This window comes from Acutalibacter sp. LFL-21, from assembly GCF_025630755.1.
In the GTDB taxonomy this organism is placed as follows: domain Bacteria; phylum Bacillota; class Clostridia; order Oscillospirales; family Acutalibacteraceae; genus Acutalibacter; species Acutalibacter stercoravium.
Map to the genome: position 1 here is coordinate 1 of NZ_JAOTNT010000007.1, position 15771 is coordinate 15771.

The window sequence follows — 15771 nt, forward strand, 5'->3', positions numbered from 1 at the left end:
TGCTCTCGATTTTCTGCGTTCTTTACCAGCATTTTTATCACCCTACACCATTATACCGCATTTTCTCTCTCAATACGAGAAAAAAGGCCACCAAAAGGTGACCTTTTTCGACAGGCTGAGACAGCTACATGCGTAGCTGTCTTTTTTATTTCAACCTTTAAGCTAAACAAAAAGGGCGAGTCCCATAAGGACTCACCCTTGGTCCGAGTGGCGAGACTTGAACTCACGGCCTCTTGACCCCCAGTCAAGCGCGCTACCAACTGCGCCACACCCGGACAACGTGGTCTATTATACAGGATGATTTTGAAAAATGCAAGCCCTTTTTTCGAAATTTTTGAATTTTTTTAACCTGGCAGGGATACGGCATCCCAGCACGGGAACGTGCCCACAAAAGGGCGTTTCTGTAAAGGGCCCCCATCGTGAAAAGAAGGGGAGCGGCCAGGCGCTCCCCTGTCGGGCTTATTCATTTACATGATGGCAAGTGGGGCAGGTCTTTCCGCCAGGGGGAAGCTGGGTTCCGCAGCGGTGGCAGAACTGCGGCGCCTTTGGTGCTGTATCTTCGGAAGGGGAAAGCTGGTTTAGCTTTTCTTCCATGCGGTGGGAGGAATCCACCTGCTGGGCCAGCAGCTTGATGATTTCAGAAAGCCCCAGCAGTACGCCGCAAGCGATGCCTGCTAGAAAAGCGCACCAAAGCAGCGCAATGGCCCCGCCGCCGGAAAAGGCCAAAAAAATCCCCCACAGTACGCCAAAGGCAAGCACAGCCCATCCAAATACCCGAAGGCCCAAGGACATGTCGTTCATCGTAACTCCTCCTCTCCTCTGCTTTCAGTATAGCGGCAACGAAGAAAAAAAGCAAGCGTTTATTCCCCTCTAAACTCACAGCCTGGAGCAGCAGGCTGCCACAGGCAAAGGCGCAAATCCACCCGGCCGTCCGGAAGGAAGGGAACGCCCTCCCGCTCTAAAAGCTGCCGCTGCACCGCCTTCCCGCCAAAGGCCCTCTCACAGCAGAGGGAGCCGTCCCGGTAAAGCACGCGATGGCAGGGAAGCCCTGCCGGAGCCCTGGCCATCACCGCTCCCACAATGCGGGACGCCCGAGGGCTTCCCGCCAGCAGGGCAAGCTGCCCGTAGGTTGCAACGCGCCCCTCAGGGATACAGCGAACCAGCTCATAAACGCGCTTGGGAAAAGTGTCCTCCATGATACTCGCCTCCCGCAGATTATTTTCCTTACTCTATCACGGCGAAAAACCGCTGTCAAGACACAGGCGTTTTCCCTGAAAAGGATGTGCCTTGGCGGCGTGTTGTCCAAGGAAGGACAAGTTTCCCCCCAGAGGGAGTTGATTTTTCTACGCATGTCCGGTATAATTAAATCAATCAAAAATCTTTCCATTTTGGGAGGCACGCTTTATGTTAGTTTCCGCAAAAGAAATGCTTCAGAAGGCCAAGGCCGGTAAATACGCTGTGGGCCAGTTCAACATCAACAACTTGGAGTGGACTAAAGCAATCCTGCTCACCGCGCAGGAGCTCAACTCTCCTGTCATTCTCGGCGTGTCCGAGGGTGCCGGCAAGTATATGTGCGGCTACAACACCGTCACCGGCATGGTCAAGGGCATGATCGAGACCCTGAACATCACGGTTCCTGTGGCTCTGCATCTGGACCACGGCTCCTACGAGGGCGCCCTGAAGGCCATGGAGGACGGCTTCTCCTCCGTCATGTTTGACGGCTCTCATTACCCCATTGAGGAAAATGTGGAGAAGACCAAGGAAATCATCCGGATTGCCACGGAAAAGGGCATCTCTGTCGAGGCTGAGGTCGGCGCCATTGGCGGCGAGGAAGACGGCGTTGTTGGCGGCGGCGAAGTGGCCGATCCCGATGAGTGCAAGCGCATTGCCGATCTGGGCGTGACCATGCTGGCTGCTGGTATCGGCAACATCCACGGCGTGTATCCCGAGAACTGGCAGGGCCTGAATTTTGAGGTTCTGGAGAAAATCCAGGAGAAGACCGGCACCATGCCCCTGGTGCTCCACGGCGGCACGGGCATTCCTGCCGAAATGGTGAAGAAGGCCATTACCCTGGGCGTCTCTAAGGTGAACGTGAATACCGAGTGCCAGCTGGCCTTTGCTGCCGCCACCCGGAAGTACATCGAAGAGGGCAAGGACCAGCAGGGCAAGGGCTTCGACCCCCGCAAGCTGCTGGCTCCCGGTACAGAAGCCATCAAGGCTACTGTCAAGGAGAAGATGGAGCTGTTTGGCTCTGTCGGCAAGGCCTAAAAACTGCTGAAAACGGCGAAAAAGAGATGGGACGGTACGTTTTTTCGTACTGTCCCTTTCTGTTTTGCCTAAATTTCTTGTGTTTTTCCACCCTTTGTGCTATACTATATCTGTTATTTTGTGCTTACCAGCCCTTGGGGCTGGCAAAAGACGGGAAAAAGCCCCGTTGTTGGGCAAAGCATGGAGGAAAAGATGGAGAGCAAGCTGTGTACAAACTGTTTTGCCGGCCTTCCGGCAGGCGGCGGCACCTGCCCTGTCTGCGGCTGGGACAATAACCAGCCGCAGCCGCCGGAGGCCCTCAGCTTCCATACAGTGGTTGCCTCCCGGTACCAAGTGGGCCGGGTCAAAGAGAGCAACGGTGAGGGGATTACCTACACTGCTCTGGATTTAACTACAAAAAAGCTGGTGGAGCTGCGGGAATACTTCCCACGTTCTCTGGCTGTTCGGAACGAGGATGGCTCCGTTGCCCCTGCGTCCGGCCAAGAGGCAGACTTTGACCGCTATCTGGACGAGTTTATCGCCTTGGCAAAAAACGTCAGCCGTTTGCGTGAAGTGACGGTGGTTCATTCGGTTTTGGATTTATTTGAGGAGAATTATACAGCCTATGCCGTCTATGAAGATGTGCCTTCCGTCTCCCTTCGCCGTTGGGCCGGGGACCACGGGGGAACCCTCCCCTGGAACACGGCCAACCGCATGTTCCAGCCCGTCCTTTCCGCCTTGGGCTTGATGAACTCTCTGGGCATTTCCCATTTAGGCATTTCACCGGATACTCTGCGTGTCACGCAGGACAACAGCTTGCTGATCACGTCCTTTTCGATCCAGGCGGCCCGGCGGGAAGGAACATCCCTCGAAGCCGAACTGGCCCCTGGCTGTGCTGCCGTGGAGCAGTACAGCACAAAGGCCCCCTGTGGGGAAATCAGCGATGTGTACGGATTTGCCGCTACACTTTTCTTTGCGTTGACGGGTAAGGTCCCTCAGGAAGCCCCCCGCCGGATGAAGGACCCGCGCTTGATGATCTCCAAAGAGGTGCTGCATTCCCTCCCGCCGTTTGCTGTAACGGCGATCGCCAACGCGCTGCAGGTTCGGCCTGCCCAGCGTACAGCCAGTTTCGAGCGGTTTAAAGCAGAGCTGTCCGCGGCCCCCGCGCTGGTAGAAGAAGTGGACCAGACAGAGGCGATTCGCCGCCTGCCTCCCTTGGATATCAGCATCCCCCAGGGACGTGGGATGCCCCCCTTTGTATGGCTTATTGGCTCAGCGGTGGTTACCCTTGTGGCGTTGGTAATCATTGCTTCTATTTGGCTGGGAGACCGGGGCATGTCGTTTCAGGACTTAACCCAGCTGTTCCAGCAGAGCAGTTCTTCCCAGGCGGCAGAGACCGTTCCCAATCTGGTCAATGCCAACTATGAGGAGGTCCAGCAGAAGGTAGAGAGCGGCGAATACAGCTTTCAGCTGGAGGTGACAGCCCAGGAATTCAACGACACGGTGGCCGAAGGCTGCATCAGCAGCCAAAATCCCTTTGCGGGGGAACCGCTGCCTGAGGACGGCACCATCACTGTTACAGTGAGCCGGGGCAGTTCTCAGCGGGCCCTTCCGGAATTTGCCGGGGTCAGCTATGAAAATCTCCAGCAGGTCCTCACGGAGAACGGCTTCGTTCCCCAGCGGGTGGATGAGGCCAGCGAGGATGTGGAGGCCGGATATGTGCTGCGCTACCAGGACTATGAGGCCGGAGATTCTCTGGAATATGGGGCCACAGTGACGGTTGTGGTCAGTTCTGGCCCAGCGGCAGCGGAATAAAAGAGAAGGGGAGAGCGCCTGTGCCCAATGTGTCAGACCGAAAATTAAAGCTCTTATATCTGCTGCAAATGCTCTGGGAGGGTACGGACAGCCAGCACGCCCTTACCCTTCCGCAAATGCTGGAGGGGTTGGAGGCCCGTGGAATTCAGGCGGAGCGGAAAAGCCTCTACGATGACCTGGAGACCCTCCGGCAGTTTGGGCTGCCCATTGCAACACGAAAGACCCGAAATTTTGAATATTTTCTTTCAGAGCGGCCTTTTTCCCAGGAAGAGCTCGCCTTGCTGATTGATGCGGTTTGCAGCGCTGGGTTTCTCTCCCGCCGAAGGGCAGCCCAGCTTGTTAAGAAGGTAGCTGCCCTGGGGGGAAAGCATCAGGCGGATGCCCTGCTTTCTGCCGCTGGAGACGCCCAAATGCCGCGGCTTTCCCAAGAGCTTCAGCCTCCCCAGCCAGAAAAAAGTCCCTCTCCTTCTGGAGAGGCGCTGCTGCGCCGCGCCATGGAGCGGGATGTGCAGGTGGTTTTCCAAACGAAAGAATGGTCCGTCACCTCCCGCGGCACTTTAAAGCAGGCGCAAAAGACAGTGGCGGTCAGTCCTTGGCAGCTGAGCAGGCAAGGGGGTGCACTGCATCTTCTGGCGTATGATTCTCAGGCGAAGGAGTGCCGTTGGTTTCCTGTAGCGGAGCTCTCTCAGCTAGAGCTTCTTTCCCTTCCCCGGGAAGGGGAACAGGCCCTTCCCGGGCCGGAGCGCCTGGTTCTGGAGTTCCCCAGCCGTCTGCTGGGCCAGGTGGCTGCGGCCTTTGAAGGAGAACTTAAATTGGAAACCATGGGAAAGAACAAAATTCGGGCGGCTGTCCAGGCCCCTTTGGACGGTTGGCTGATGAGCCTGTTGTTCACCCTGGGGCCGGAACTGCGGCTGGTGTCTCCCAAAAAGGCTGCCGAACAATTTCGCGAGCGGGCCAAAGCCTTGGCGAAAGTTTATAAATCTTAATTGGTTTCTTGGGCCGGCCCTTTACGAGCCGGCTTTTTTTCGCTTTCCCGTTCCCGGCGCTCTTCCTGCGGGGCGAAAACACGGCAGGTTCCGGCATATAGGATGGCAAACAGCCCGCCGGAGACCAAGGTCTGGGCAGCGGCTTGGTATAGGGCCTGAGAAAAGGAAAGACTTTCCAGGAGAAGCTGCCCTCCCATCACAGAGACCGCTGCACACAGCAGGGGGAGGGCCACATGCCGCAGCAGGGAGAGCCGCACACGGGTCACCTTTAGCAGCCGGTGAAGGCTGAGGGCTGCGTTGAAAATGGTGCTAAAAAACAGGATGCACACATAGCTCTCCATGCCGAAAAAGCGCAGCAGGCACAGCACCAGCGCCACCCGCAGGAAGGAATCCGCGAAGTTGTACTTCATGGAGTTAAACTGTTCGTCCATACCCTTCAGCAGGCTGTCTACCACCACATCCAAATAGATCAGCGGAACCAATGGGGCCAGCACCCGCAGGTAGGCTCCCGCGGCGCTGCTATGATAGAAAGCCTGGCCCCAGGCATCTCCAAAACAGAAAAACACTCCGGCAAAGAACGTGCCAAAAGCCAGTGCCAGCCGCACCGCCTTTCCTGTGATGTGAGCCACGGCCCGGCGGTGGTCCAGTTCCCGTTCCTTGGCAATCTTGGGAATGAGCAGAGAGGCAAAGGAGGAGAGCAGGGAAGAGGGGAAGTACAGCATGGGCATGGCCATCCCTTGGAGCAGCCCGTATTGGGAGAGGGCGGCGCTGTATCCCAGGCCGAATTTTTGCAGCTCCCTGGGGATGAGCAGGTTCTCCCCGGTGTTCAAAGCGCTGCGGGCGGCGGAGCTCAAGGTGCAGGGCAGGGCGATGTGGCTGAGCCCCCGCAGCACCCCTTGGGCCCTTTCCCGCTCCTTGGGGGTGTTCCGGCGCAGGCTGCGGCGGTAGGCGGCCCAGCTGCACAAAAAGGATACCGCCTCCCCCAGGGTGGAGGACAGCATGGCGGCAAAGCAGGCGGCCTCCAGGCTTTGGGGAGCCAGGCGCCAAAACAGCAGCACCGTGGCCCCAATGGTCAGCGCCTGCTCCATCACGTCGGAGAAGGCCGTGGACAAGGATTCATCCACCGCCAGAAAGTACCCCTTCATGCAGGTGCACAGGGACATAAAGGGCAGCCCCACCCCTAAAATCCGCAGGCAGGGCGCGGCGGCAGTGTCCCCTAAAAACAGGCGGGCGGCGGGCCTGGCCAGGCAGAACAGTGCCAGGGCAATCCCCAGGCTGATGGAAAGGCAGAACCCAAAGCACCGGGCCACGGTGGAGCGTATCACCTGCCGCTTCCCGGTGGCTATGGCCGCGGTGACCATCCGCGTCACCGCCAGGCTGATGCCCGAGGTGGACAGGGTCACCGTCAGCATAAAGATGGAGAAAATCAGCTGGTACAGCCCCATCCCCGCCGCCCCCATCTCCTGAGAGAGGAAGGAGCGGTAGCCCATGTTCGTCACGCGCAGCAGCAGGGAGACCGCCGTGAGCGCGGCCCCCTGGATGAGAAATTTTCGCTTCGTCATAGCGCCTCCGGTTGCAAGGGGATGGGGAATCAGGTATAATACGGGAAAGAAACCGTGAAATGAGGGAAGACCCATGAATGAGAACTGGACCGAACTGAAGATCAAGGTGCCGGCCCCCCAGGCGGAGATTGCCGGGGCCATCGCCAACATGGTGGTGCCCTATGGCATCTATATGGAGGACTATTCCCATTTAGAAGAGGAGGCCCTGGAGATCGCCCACATCGACCTCATCGATGAGGAGCTCCTCCAAAAGGACCGGGAGCACGCCATTATCCACATCTACATCAGCCCTGAGGCCAACCCCGCCGAGGCTGTCTCCTTCCTGGAGGAGCGCTTCCAGGCGGAAAATATCCCCTATGAGATCGACCGGGACTCCTGCGTGGAGGAGGACTGGATCAACAACTGGAAGAAGTACTTCCACCCCATCCCCGTGGGGGAGAAGCTCCTCATCCGCCCCCTGTGGGAGGATGACTACGACCCCCAGGGCCGCACGGTGCTCCACCTGGAGCCCGGCCTGGCCTTTGGCACCGGCACCCACGAGACCACCCGTCTGTGCTTGGAGCTCTTGGAGAAGTACGTCACCCCTGGCATCGACTTTTTGGACATGGGCTGCGGCAGCGGCATCCTGTCGGTGGCGGCCCTGCTGCTGGGGGCCAAGTCCGCCGTGGGGGTGGATATCGACCCCTTAGCCGTGAAAACCGCCGTGGAGAACGCCGAAACCAACGGCGTGGCGGAACGCTTCACCGGCATCTGCGGCAACCTGGCGGAGAAAGTCACCGGCAAGTTCCAGGTGGTGGCCGCCAACATCGTGGCGGATATCGTCATCCTCTTGAGCAAAGACGCCCCCCGCTTCCTCACCCCCGACAGCACCTACATCGTCAGCGGCATCATCGACACCCGGGAACAGGACGTCTTGGCCGCCATCCAGGACACCTTCCAGGTCATCGAGCGCCGGGAGGAAAAGGGCTGGGTAGCTATGGCGTTGAAGCTGAAATAAACGGGCCCCTTCCTCCCCTGGAGGAGAAGGGCTGGGTGGCTATGGCCCTGAAGCTGAAATAAAATGGGCAACAGAAAAGAGAGAGGGGAGACCTCTCTCTTTTTTGTATGGGCTAAGGTTCACTGGATATAGCGTTCTGTCAGCTGCACGGTTTGGTGGATGAGCTCTTCCCCTGTGGCGGTGTCAGTAACCACCACGGTGAACGCCTCATTCCAGGCGGGCAGATACGTTTCCGAGGGAATATACAGGTCGTAGGAGCGCACGGGGTTCTCTCTGGCGCTCCAGAAATATACGTCCTCGTCAAAGAAGCCGTTGCCCATGCCGTCGGGAACATCCTTGGTGGAGATGGTGGTTCCCAGCAGCGTGCCGTCCGCCGTGTAAATAGACGCTTCCACTTCCCGGTATTCGTCTGGGGTGGCGACGTAGATCCGGAACCAGTTTTCCGAGCGGGTAAAGGTCAGGCTGCCCAGCTCCATTTGCGTGTTCTGGGTGGTAAAGGGCTCATCTTCGCCGGCCCACCAAATGGAGTAGTAATGGAAGGGACCATCCAAATCCAGTAGACCCCCATCGTCATAGGTGGTGGAGGGAGTGGCGGTCTGAGTGGTCAGGTCGATGGTGAATTCCGCCTGCACAGATTCCTCCAAGTCATCAGGGTACAGCCGCAGGACGATTTGGTCATTCCCGGCGGGTACGCCGTCAAAATACAGGGTGCTGGTGGAAGAACGCAGGTCAGATGTGGGCCAAAATTCCCCTTTTTCGCCAGATTCAGCCAGGTTGAATTTGACCTCCAAGCCGTCCATGGTATATAGCTTGGGGTGAACATAATACTCGGGAAGGTTCATAGTGATAAGTGTCTGGGTGGGCGTGGCGTCAATGGATACCACTTGGGCCCCATCCACAGCTTCTCCGTCAATGGCGCCGGAGATATTGTGGCTGGTGTCCGCCGTCACAGAGAAGCTGGATTGGAAACTGGTGCCGGGCAAGTCCACCAAATCCCCTTTTGTTTCATAGTCGTTGGTGCGGGGATAACCGCTTAAATCGGGCAGGGAGAACTCCACTTGGGCGGTCTCCCCGTCTTCCAAAGGAGTATTCAAAGCACAGGAAATCATCCCAGAGAAATGGCCGTCTCCTGTGGAAGAAAGGCCTGTGACTGTTACAGGGGGGAGGGTCTCTCCGTTCACTGTCACTGTGGCATACTCCCTGGTACAAATATAGGCAAAGTTGTCAGACTGCTCCACAGGGAGAGTCACGTCCAGCGTGAAGGAGAGCATCTTTCCGTCGCTGTATGCCTGGGAGATTTCCAGTTGGGCCGAGCCATCCTGAGCCACGGCGGACACGTCCACCTCCTGGGGGTCATAGGTGTCCAGGTTGGCGCCATGGGTGGTTTTGTTCCCCCTGGCAGAGGTAAAATTCCCATTGAGGGCTTCAAAAAATTGTCCCACCCCCGGCAGGCTCTCCGCAAAGGCCGGGAAAGCGGCGTTCACCCCGAAGAGCATGCCGCAGCACAGGCAGGCGGCGGTGGCGGTGACCCACAACCCCTTGTGGCGGCGCCTGCGGGCGGGGGCCTCTTTCTGCACCCCCAGCATGCGGTAGGTGTCCTCAAAGCGCTGCATGGCCTTGGGAGTCAGGTTCCGGCGGGGGAGCTCCTGCTGCAGCTGCTCCAAAAAAGCCGCGTCTTTCATAAACATTCTCCTTTCTCCTGCAAGTAGATCTTCTTAAAGCGTTCCCGGCTCCGTGTGAGCCGGGTGCGCACCGCGCCCTCCGAAATGGACAGTGCCACGGCAATCTGCCGTATATTCAGGTCGTCGTAGTAGAAAAGGGACAAAATCAACTGGTCCTGGTCGCCCAGGCGGCCCATGGCCCGACCCACGTCCATGTGGGTGTCCCAGTCCGGCTCGTCCCCGGACTCGGGAAGCTCCTCCACAAAGGCGTAGTGGCTCTGGCTCCGCTGGATGTCCCTGCACTTGTTCAGCAGGATCTTCACCAGCCATGTCTTGAAGTACTGGTCCTTCCGCAGGGTGGGCAGGTTTTCCCAGCAGGCCAGAATGGCGTCTTGAATGGCGTCCAGGGCGTCGTCCTCCTGGTGGAGCACCAGCAAGGCCGTGTTGTACAGCATCTGCCGGTGCATGTCCATCAGCAGGGCGAAGGCCTCTTTGTCTCCTTTCTTCGACCGTTTGATAAGGTCCGTCATTTCGGTCTCCCTCCTTTCTCGTTCACCTATTAGTCGGATGGCGGCGCAAAACGTTACGCAAAATTGCAAAAACTGTCTCTTCAGGAAAAAGTCTCTCCGCCCACGCGGGCATGGGGGAGAGGGGATACAAAAAGGCCCCCCGCTTCATCCGCGGAGGGCCTCTTGCATTACAGATTCTCTTTCAACCAGGCAATGTCTTCCTTCAGGCAGGTAATGCGGTCTTTCCCGCCGTAGTTGGCCTCCCGCTCCACCACATACAGGACGTCGTCCCGCTGGGCGTCTGCGGCGGCCTTTACGGCTTTCCAGTCCACAATGCCGGTGCCCTGGGCCACATTCAGCTTGTCCCGCTCCTCGAACATCTTCAAGACCTCCGGCGGGGAGATGGGCTTGCCGTTCTCATCCAGCTCGAACTTGGGATGCTCCGCAGGGGCGTGCCGGGACTCCGGCTTGTCCGCGCCGATGATCCCGCCGTTCTCCTTGATATGGATAGCGGCAATGCGTCCGGCATGCTTCTGAATGTACTCCACAGGGTCGATACCCGCGGCGGAAGCCCAGCCGCAGTCGATCTCGAAGGCAACGGTCTCCGGGTCCGTGTTTTCAATGACCCAGTCCATCAGATATTTACCCTCATCCACATAGAACTCGCCCGTGTGGTTGTGGTACCCAATGGTGATGCCGTACTGCTTGGCCAGCTGACCGAATTTGTTCAGCTCCTCAGCCACTTCCTTGGCCTCTTCCGCCGTGTTGAAGGCGGTCATGGGGCAGGCCACGAACTTCACGCCCAGTTTGGCAAGGTAGGGGAGGTCCTGTTCCATGAACTCGAAGGCGACATGGGCGGAAACGGCCTTTACGCCGGCCTCCTCCAAAGCCTTCTGCACGTCCTCCACAGGGAGCTCCTCATAGCCGCGGGCAAACTCCACGCCGGAATACCCCATCTCTCCCGCGCACTGGATCTTGTCCAGCAGGGAGAGCTCGTTTTCAAAGCCAAAGGAATACAGCTGCAAATTGATATTGTTCACCTCAGGCGCACCTTTCTAGCCTAGCAAGGTCCCGAACAGCCGTCTCTTAGAAGTAGACGGGCTTGCCGGTCTTGGAGGACTGATAGATGGCGTCCAGAATCTTGGTGACCACGAAAGCCTGGTCGGCAGTGACGAACAGCTCGCCTTCGCCGCGCAGGGCTTTCACCCAGATCTCATGCTCCTTGGAAACGGGAGCGGGGCCCTGGCTGAAGCCGGGGATGTAAGAGGCAATCTTGTTGCCCACCATGGTCACAGCGGGCTGGCCAGCCACGATGTGGTTCAAGCGGACCTGGTCGGACAGGGTGTCCAAGCCGCCCTTGGTACCAGCCAGCATCACATGAGCCTTGTCGTTGCAGCCGGACTCAGGCAGCATATTCATGGCCCAAGAAGCGCGCAGGTTGATCACAGCGCCGTTCTTCATCTTGATGTGGCCAATCGCGGAGTCTTCCACGTCGTAGGTCTTGTTGTTCCAGCTGTCCTGCTCACCGCGGGAATTGATCTGGCCCTGATGCTCAGGATCCAGCAGAGTGCCCAGCTTCTCAAAAGAGGTGCCGACCACATAGTCCACATCGTAGTTGTTCATCATAAACAGGGTCAGGTCCAGCGCATGGGTGCCAATGTCAATCAGAGGACCGCCGCCCTGCTTGGACTTGTCGGTAAACACGCCCCAGGTGGGAACGCCGCGGCGGCGCAGATAGGTGGCCTCAGCGTAGTAGATATCGCCCAGCCAGCCGTCGTCCACAACCTTCTTGGCAACCTGGTTCACAGGGAAGTGACGGTACTGATAGCCGATGGTCAGCATCTTGCCGGTGCGGTCCCGGGCGTCCAGCATCTTCTGGGCGTCGGCGGGGGTGGCAGCCATGGGCTTCTCGCACAGCACATGCTTGCCGGCTTCCAGAGCGGCCACAGTGATCTCGCAGTGAGCCACGTTGGGGGTCAGCACATGCACAGCGTCAATGGTGGGATCAGCCAGCAGGTCGTGATAATCCGTGTAAACCTTGGCGTCCGGAGTGCCATACTCCTTGGCGGCCTTCTCAGCGCGCTCGGGGATCAGGTCGCAGAAAGCCACCATGTCCACATATTCCTTCTGCTGGGCCATGCCAGGGAAGTGCTTGCCGTTGGCGATGCCGCCGCAACCAATAAAGCCGATCTTCAATTTTGCCATTGGGATCTCCTCCTAATATCTCATGCGCCGGAAGCGCATGTTATTACGGCTCATATTTTATAATAATTTCCGATAAAAGTAAAGGGATTTCCTGCTTGGATCGAAAGAAGCCATCAGAAATTTTTTCTCAACAATTTTGGGGATTTTCCCTTCCACGGTGCAAAAGGCCGCAAAAGCCTTAATATTGTTTGCCCCAGTAGACCATATGCTTGGCAGGTTTTCCGCAGCAGACGCACACGTCCGACAGGTGCTCCTCTTCAAAGGGGATGCACCGGCTCTTCACACCGCCGGTCTCCTCTTTAATTTTCTCCTCGCAGGCGCTGTCGCCGCACCACATGGCCTTGATAAAACCGGGGCGGTTCTCCGCGGTGTCCAGGAATTCCTCATATGTTGTGGCAGTAAAGGTCTTTTGTTTCAAATTTTCCAACGCGCGCTGGTACATGGCGTCATGCAGGGCAGAGAGCGCGCTTTCAATGGCCCCCTCCAGGTTTTCCAAAGAGACGAACTGCTTTTCCCGGTTATCCCGGCGCACCAGCACACACTGGCCGTTCTCAATATCCTTGGGTCCGATCTCCAGCCGCAGGGGCACGCCCTGCATCTCATACTGGGCAAATTTCCAGCCGGGGGAGTTGTCGCTGTCATCCAGCTTTACCCGGAATGTCTCAGAAAGCTGGGCCTGCAGCTCCCGGGCTTTCTCCAGCACGCCGGGCTTGTGCTGGGCCACCGGCACAATCACCACTTGGATGGGGGCGATCTTGGGGGGCAGCACCAGGCCGTTGTCATCCCCATGAACCATGATGACAGCACCGATCATCCGGGTGGAGACACCCCAGGAAGTCTGGTGGGGATGGCACAGCTTATTTTCCCGGTCCGTGAAGGTGATATCGAAAGCCTTGGTAAAGCCGTCTCCAAAGTAGTGGCTGGTGCCGCCCTGCAGGGCAACGCCGTTGTGCATCATGGGCTCAATGGTATAGGTGGCCTCAGCCCCGGCAAACTTCTCCTTTTCCGTCTTCTTTCCCACCACAGCAGGAATGGCCAGGGTGTCCCGGTAGAAGTCCTCATAAACCTTCAGCATGGTCAGGGTGAACTCCTGGGCTTCCTCGGCGGTCTCGTGCATGGTGTGGCCTTCCTGCCACAAAAACTCGGAAGAGCGCAGGAAGGGGCGGGTGGTCTTTTCCCAGCGCACCACGCTGCACCACTGGTTGTACAGCTTGGGCAGATCCCGATAGGAATGGATGATCTTTTGGTAGTGCTCACAAAACAGGGTCTCGCTGGTAGGGCGCACATACAGCCGCTCTGCCAGCTTCTCGCCGCCGCCCTCGGTGACGATGGCGCACTCGGGGGCAAAGCCCTCTACATGGTCCTTTTCCTTTTGCAGAAGGCTCTCGGGGATAAACATGGGCATATACACATTCTGCACCCCCACTTTTTTAAAACGGGCGTCCAGATCGTGCTGCATATTTTCCCACAGGGCATAGCCATACGGCTCGATGACCATGCAGCCCTTCACGCTGGAGTAATCCATCAGCTCGGCCTTCTTCACCACATCGGTGTACCACTGGGAGAAATCCTCCTCCATAGAGGTGATATCTTCCACCAACTTTTTCTTTTGCTGTGCCATGATAAAACAAGTCCTTTCGGGCAGATTTCGTTTCTCCGTCCATTATATATGGACAGGGGCGGTTTTGCAAGAAAAAAAGCGCCCGGGCCTAAGCCCGGGCACATAATTCTGCGTTTTTTCTTGTGAAATTGAGAAATTTTTTACACCTTAGAGTGGCCCTCGATGTACTCCACCAAAGCGCCAACCGTCTTGATGTTTTCCACTTCCTCGTCGGGGATTTCCACCTCAAATTCATCCTCAATGGACATCAGCAGGTCCACAACGTCCAGGGAATCCGCGCCCAGGTCGTCTGCAAGCGTGGTCTCCGCAGTGATGGAATCCTCCTCCACATCGAACTGCTCGCTCAGAATCGCCTTGACTTTTTCTAACACCATTTCTCGTTCCTCCTAAAAAATTGTTTCGTGAGAATGCTTAGGGGCAGCGGGTATCCAGATATGGACAAACCCCGTCATTTTGTGATACAATCCATTCGGCTGGCGGTTTCGCCGCAGGATGTATCTGTCACTATCATTTTATTGACTCCATTCTGCTTTGTCAACTATGAATTCAAATTTTTATGATTTTCTGGGAAGGGACGGGAATCTATGAAACTTCAGCACGCCGCGGTCATCGGCCACCCCATTGGACACACCATGTCGCCGTTTATTCATAAGCGCCTCTTTGCCTTAGAGGGGCGCTCTGTCTCGTATCAGGTGCTGGATGTGCCGGACCTGTCCGCTTCCCTTCCCGCCCTGCGGTCTTTGGACTGTTTCAACGTCACCATCCCCCACAAAGGCGCCATCATCCCCTTTCTGGATGAGCTGGAGGAAAACGCGCGCCGGTTCGGTTCGGTAAACACGGTGAAGGTGGAAGCAGGGCGCATGAAGGGCTACACAACCGATGGGGCCGGCTGCTACAAAGCCCTGGAGAACCACGGCGTGGATTGTTCCGGCCGGGTGCTGCTGCTGGGCAATGGCGGCGCTGCCCGGGCCATGGCTTTCGAGGCTGCCGTCCGCCAGCGAGATTTGGATTTGACCGTTGCCTGCCGGGAAAGCTCCCAGCCTAAAGCGGTGGCGCTGGCACAAGAGGTGGCCGCCTTCCTGCGGGAGCGGGGCGACAGGGCTTTCCGCCTCTGCGTAAAAACCTATGAAGAGCTGGAGGAGGAGAGCCTTCCCGGCCATTCCGCGCTTGGTTTCGACCTGCTGCTCAACGCCACAAGCGTGGGCATGTACCCAAACACCGGGGAAAGTCCCGTATCGGGCGCTGTGCTGTCCCGCTGCGCCGCTGTGTTCGACGCAGTGTACAACCCCGCCCAAACGGAGCTTCTAAGGCTGGCAGGACAGGCGGGGGCAAAAACCATTGGCGGCATGGAGATGTTGGTCTATCAGGCGGTGGCCGCCCACGAGATCTGGTATGGCTCCCGCTTCCGCCAGGAGGACATCGCCCTCCTTTGCCAAGACGCCCAAGAGGAACTCTCCCGGGTTTTCCCGGGAAAAGAAACGGAGAAGGGGAGGGATGCGCAGTGAGCGAACCAGAGAAAAAGCGGTCCCGCAGAAGGCGCCGGCGGCCCCCCATAAAAAAGGCGGCGCCTGCCGCTGTCGCACAGAAGGAGGGTCAGGCGCCCCTTTCCGGGAACATTGTCCTCTGCGGCTTTATGGGCTGCGGCAAGACCAGTGTGGGAAAGCGGGCCGCAAAGCTGCTGGGGCGCCAGTTCTGCGACTTGGACAGCTATATCGAGCGAATAGCGGGCATGACCGTCTCGGAGATCTTTGCCCAAGAGGGCGAGGCTGGCTTCCGCGCCCGAGAGACCCAAGCGGCGGAAGAAGTGGCTTCCATGCAGGGAATGGTCATTGCAAGCGGGGGCGGCACAGTCCTCTCGCCGCAGAACGTGGAAGCCTTCCACAGGCATGGGGCGAAGATCCTCTTCCTGGATGTGCCTGTGGCCGCCCTACAGGAACGGCTGAAAAACGACAAACGCCGGCCCCTGCTCCAGGTTCCAGACCGGCGCCGGGTTATCGCGGAGCTCCATGAAAAACGGGCTCCCCTGTACCGGGCCGCCGCGGATATCGTGGTCGACGGAGGCGCTCCCGCTATAGTGGTGGCCAAACGGGTGGCGCAGCTCTTTCAGTAAGCTCTGTTGCTTTACTGCTTTTTGGGGATGAAGCAAAATTCTTGACAAATCCTGTCCG

At 57.8% G+C, this 15771-nt stretch carries 15 protein-coding genes and 1 tRNA gene; 6 read left to right on the top strand and 10 right to left on the bottom strand.

All coding sequences use genetic code 11. From position 1 onward, the window contains the following. Nucleotides 1-199 precede the first annotated feature (199 nt). From ODJ80_RS09475 to ODJ80_RS09485, 3 genes are all read right to left on the bottom strand, one after another. Nucleotides 200-275, bottom strand: a tRNA-Pro gene (locus ODJ80_RS09475). Nucleotides 276-459: 184 nt separating this feature from the next. Continuing rightward, complete coding sequence (locus tag ODJ80_RS09480) at nt 460-801, bottom strand: hypothetical protein (RefSeq protein WP_263041884.1); 342 nt, start codon at nt 799-801, stop codon at nt 460-462. 59 nt (nt 802-860) lie between these two features. Further along, complete coding sequence (locus ODJ80_RS09485) at nt 861-1196, bottom strand: MGMT family protein (protein WP_263041885.1); 336 nt, start codon at nt 1194-1196, stop codon at nt 861-863. Nucleotides 1197-1404: 208 nt separating this feature from the next. Between ODJ80_RS09485 and fba the strand changes: the two genes are divergently transcribed. The 3 genes from fba (at nt 1405) to ODJ80_RS09500 (ending at nt 5048) form a co-directional block, all read left to right on the top strand. Then, on the top strand, nt 1405-2268 hold the full coding sequence (gene fba / locus ODJ80_RS09490) for a class II fructose-1,6-bisphosphate aldolase (RefSeq protein ID WP_263041886.1): 864 nt from the start codon (nt 1405-1407) through the stop codon (nt 2266-2268). A 192-nt stretch (nt 2269-2460) separates the two neighbouring features. Further along, entirely contained in the window at nt 2461-4062 is a 1602-nt protein-coding gene (locus ODJ80_RS09495; RefSeq protein ID WP_263041887.1) for a PASTA domain-containing protein, read from the top strand. A 20-nt stretch (nt 4063-4082) separates the two neighbouring features. Then, on the top strand, nt 4083-5048 hold the full coding sequence (locus ODJ80_RS09500) for a helix-turn-helix transcriptional regulator (protein WP_263041888.1): 966 nt from the start codon (nt 4083-4085) through the stop codon (nt 5046-5048). On the opposite strand, the gene ODJ80_RS09505 is transcribed toward ODJ80_RS09500, so the two are convergent. Beyond that, the gene (locus ODJ80_RS09505) at nt 5045-6610 is read right to left on the bottom strand and encodes an oligosaccharide flippase family protein (RefSeq protein ID WP_263041889.1); all 1566 of its coding nucleotides are present in this window, start codon (nt 6608-6610) and stop codon (nt 5045-5047) included. The two genes, ODJ80_RS09500 and ODJ80_RS09505, sit on opposite strands and share 4 nt — an antisense overlap. A 73-nt stretch (nt 6611-6683) precedes the next feature. Here ODJ80_RS09505 and prmA point away from each other — a divergent pair, with 73 nt between their 5' ends. Continuing rightward, nucleotides 6684-7607: a 50S ribosomal protein L11 methyltransferase gene (gene prmA / locus ODJ80_RS09510; protein WP_263041890.1), complete on the top strand. Its 924-nt coding sequence runs from the start codon at nt 6684-6686 to the stop codon at nt 7605-7607. A gap of 119 nt (nt 7608-7726) precedes the next feature. Here prmA and ODJ80_RS09515 read toward each other — a convergent pair whose 3' ends face one another. The 6 genes from ODJ80_RS09515 to acpP all read right to left on the bottom strand — a co-directional run bounded on the left by ODJ80_RS09515 (nt 7727) and on the right by acpP (nt 13977). Continuing rightward, complete coding sequence (locus ODJ80_RS09515) at nt 7727-9289, bottom strand: DUF4179 domain-containing protein (RefSeq protein ID WP_263041891.1); 1563 nt, start codon at nt 9287-9289, stop codon at nt 7727-7729. Further along, nucleotides 9286-9798 (bottom strand): RNA polymerase sigma factor, encoded by a 513-nt coding sequence (locus ODJ80_RS09520; RefSeq protein ID WP_263041892.1) that lies wholly within the window; start codon nt 9796-9798, stop codon nt 9286-9288. Before ODJ80_RS09520 ends, ODJ80_RS09515 begins: the two co-directional genes overlap by 4 nt. A gap of 167 nt (nt 9799-9965) precedes the next feature. Further along, a complete protein-coding gene (locus ODJ80_RS09525; protein WP_263041893.1) occupies nt 9966-10817 on the bottom strand; it encodes a sugar phosphate isomerase/epimerase family protein in 852 nt (283 codons plus the stop codon). A 46-nt stretch (nt 10818-10863) separates the two neighbouring features. Beyond that, entirely contained in the window at nt 10864-11982 is a 1119-nt protein-coding gene (locus ODJ80_RS09530; protein WP_178864406.1) for a Gfo/Idh/MocA family protein, read from the bottom strand. A gap of 178 nt (nt 11983-12160) precedes the next feature. Continuing rightward, the gene (gene proS / locus ODJ80_RS09535) at nt 12161-13603 is read right to left on the bottom strand and encodes a proline--tRNA ligase (protein WP_263041894.1); all 1443 of its coding nucleotides are present in this window, start codon (nt 13601-13603) and stop codon (nt 12161-12163) included. A 140-nt stretch (nt 13604-13743) separates the two neighbouring features. Continuing rightward, a complete protein-coding gene (gene acpP, locus ODJ80_RS09540) occupies nt 13744-13977 on the bottom strand; it encodes an acyl carrier protein (RefSeq protein WP_178864404.1) in 234 nt (77 codons plus the stop codon). Between the two features lie 210 nt (nt 13978-14187). Here acpP and aroE point away from each other — a divergent pair, with 210 nt between their 5' ends. Together aroE and ODJ80_RS09550 are read left to right on the top strand one after the other, a co-directional pair. Further along, nucleotides 14188-15108: a shikimate dehydrogenase gene (gene aroE / locus ODJ80_RS09545; protein WP_263041895.1), complete on the top strand. Its 921-nt coding sequence runs from the start codon at nt 14188-14190 to the stop codon at nt 15106-15108. Next, the gene (locus ODJ80_RS09550) at nt 15105-15713 is read left to right on the top strand and encodes a shikimate kinase (protein WP_263041896.1); all 609 of its coding nucleotides are present in this window, start codon (nt 15105-15107) and stop codon (nt 15711-15713) included. The genes aroE and ODJ80_RS09550 overlap by 4 nt, the downstream gene beginning before the upstream one ends. The last annotated feature ends 58 nt before the right edge of the window (nt 15714-15771 follow it).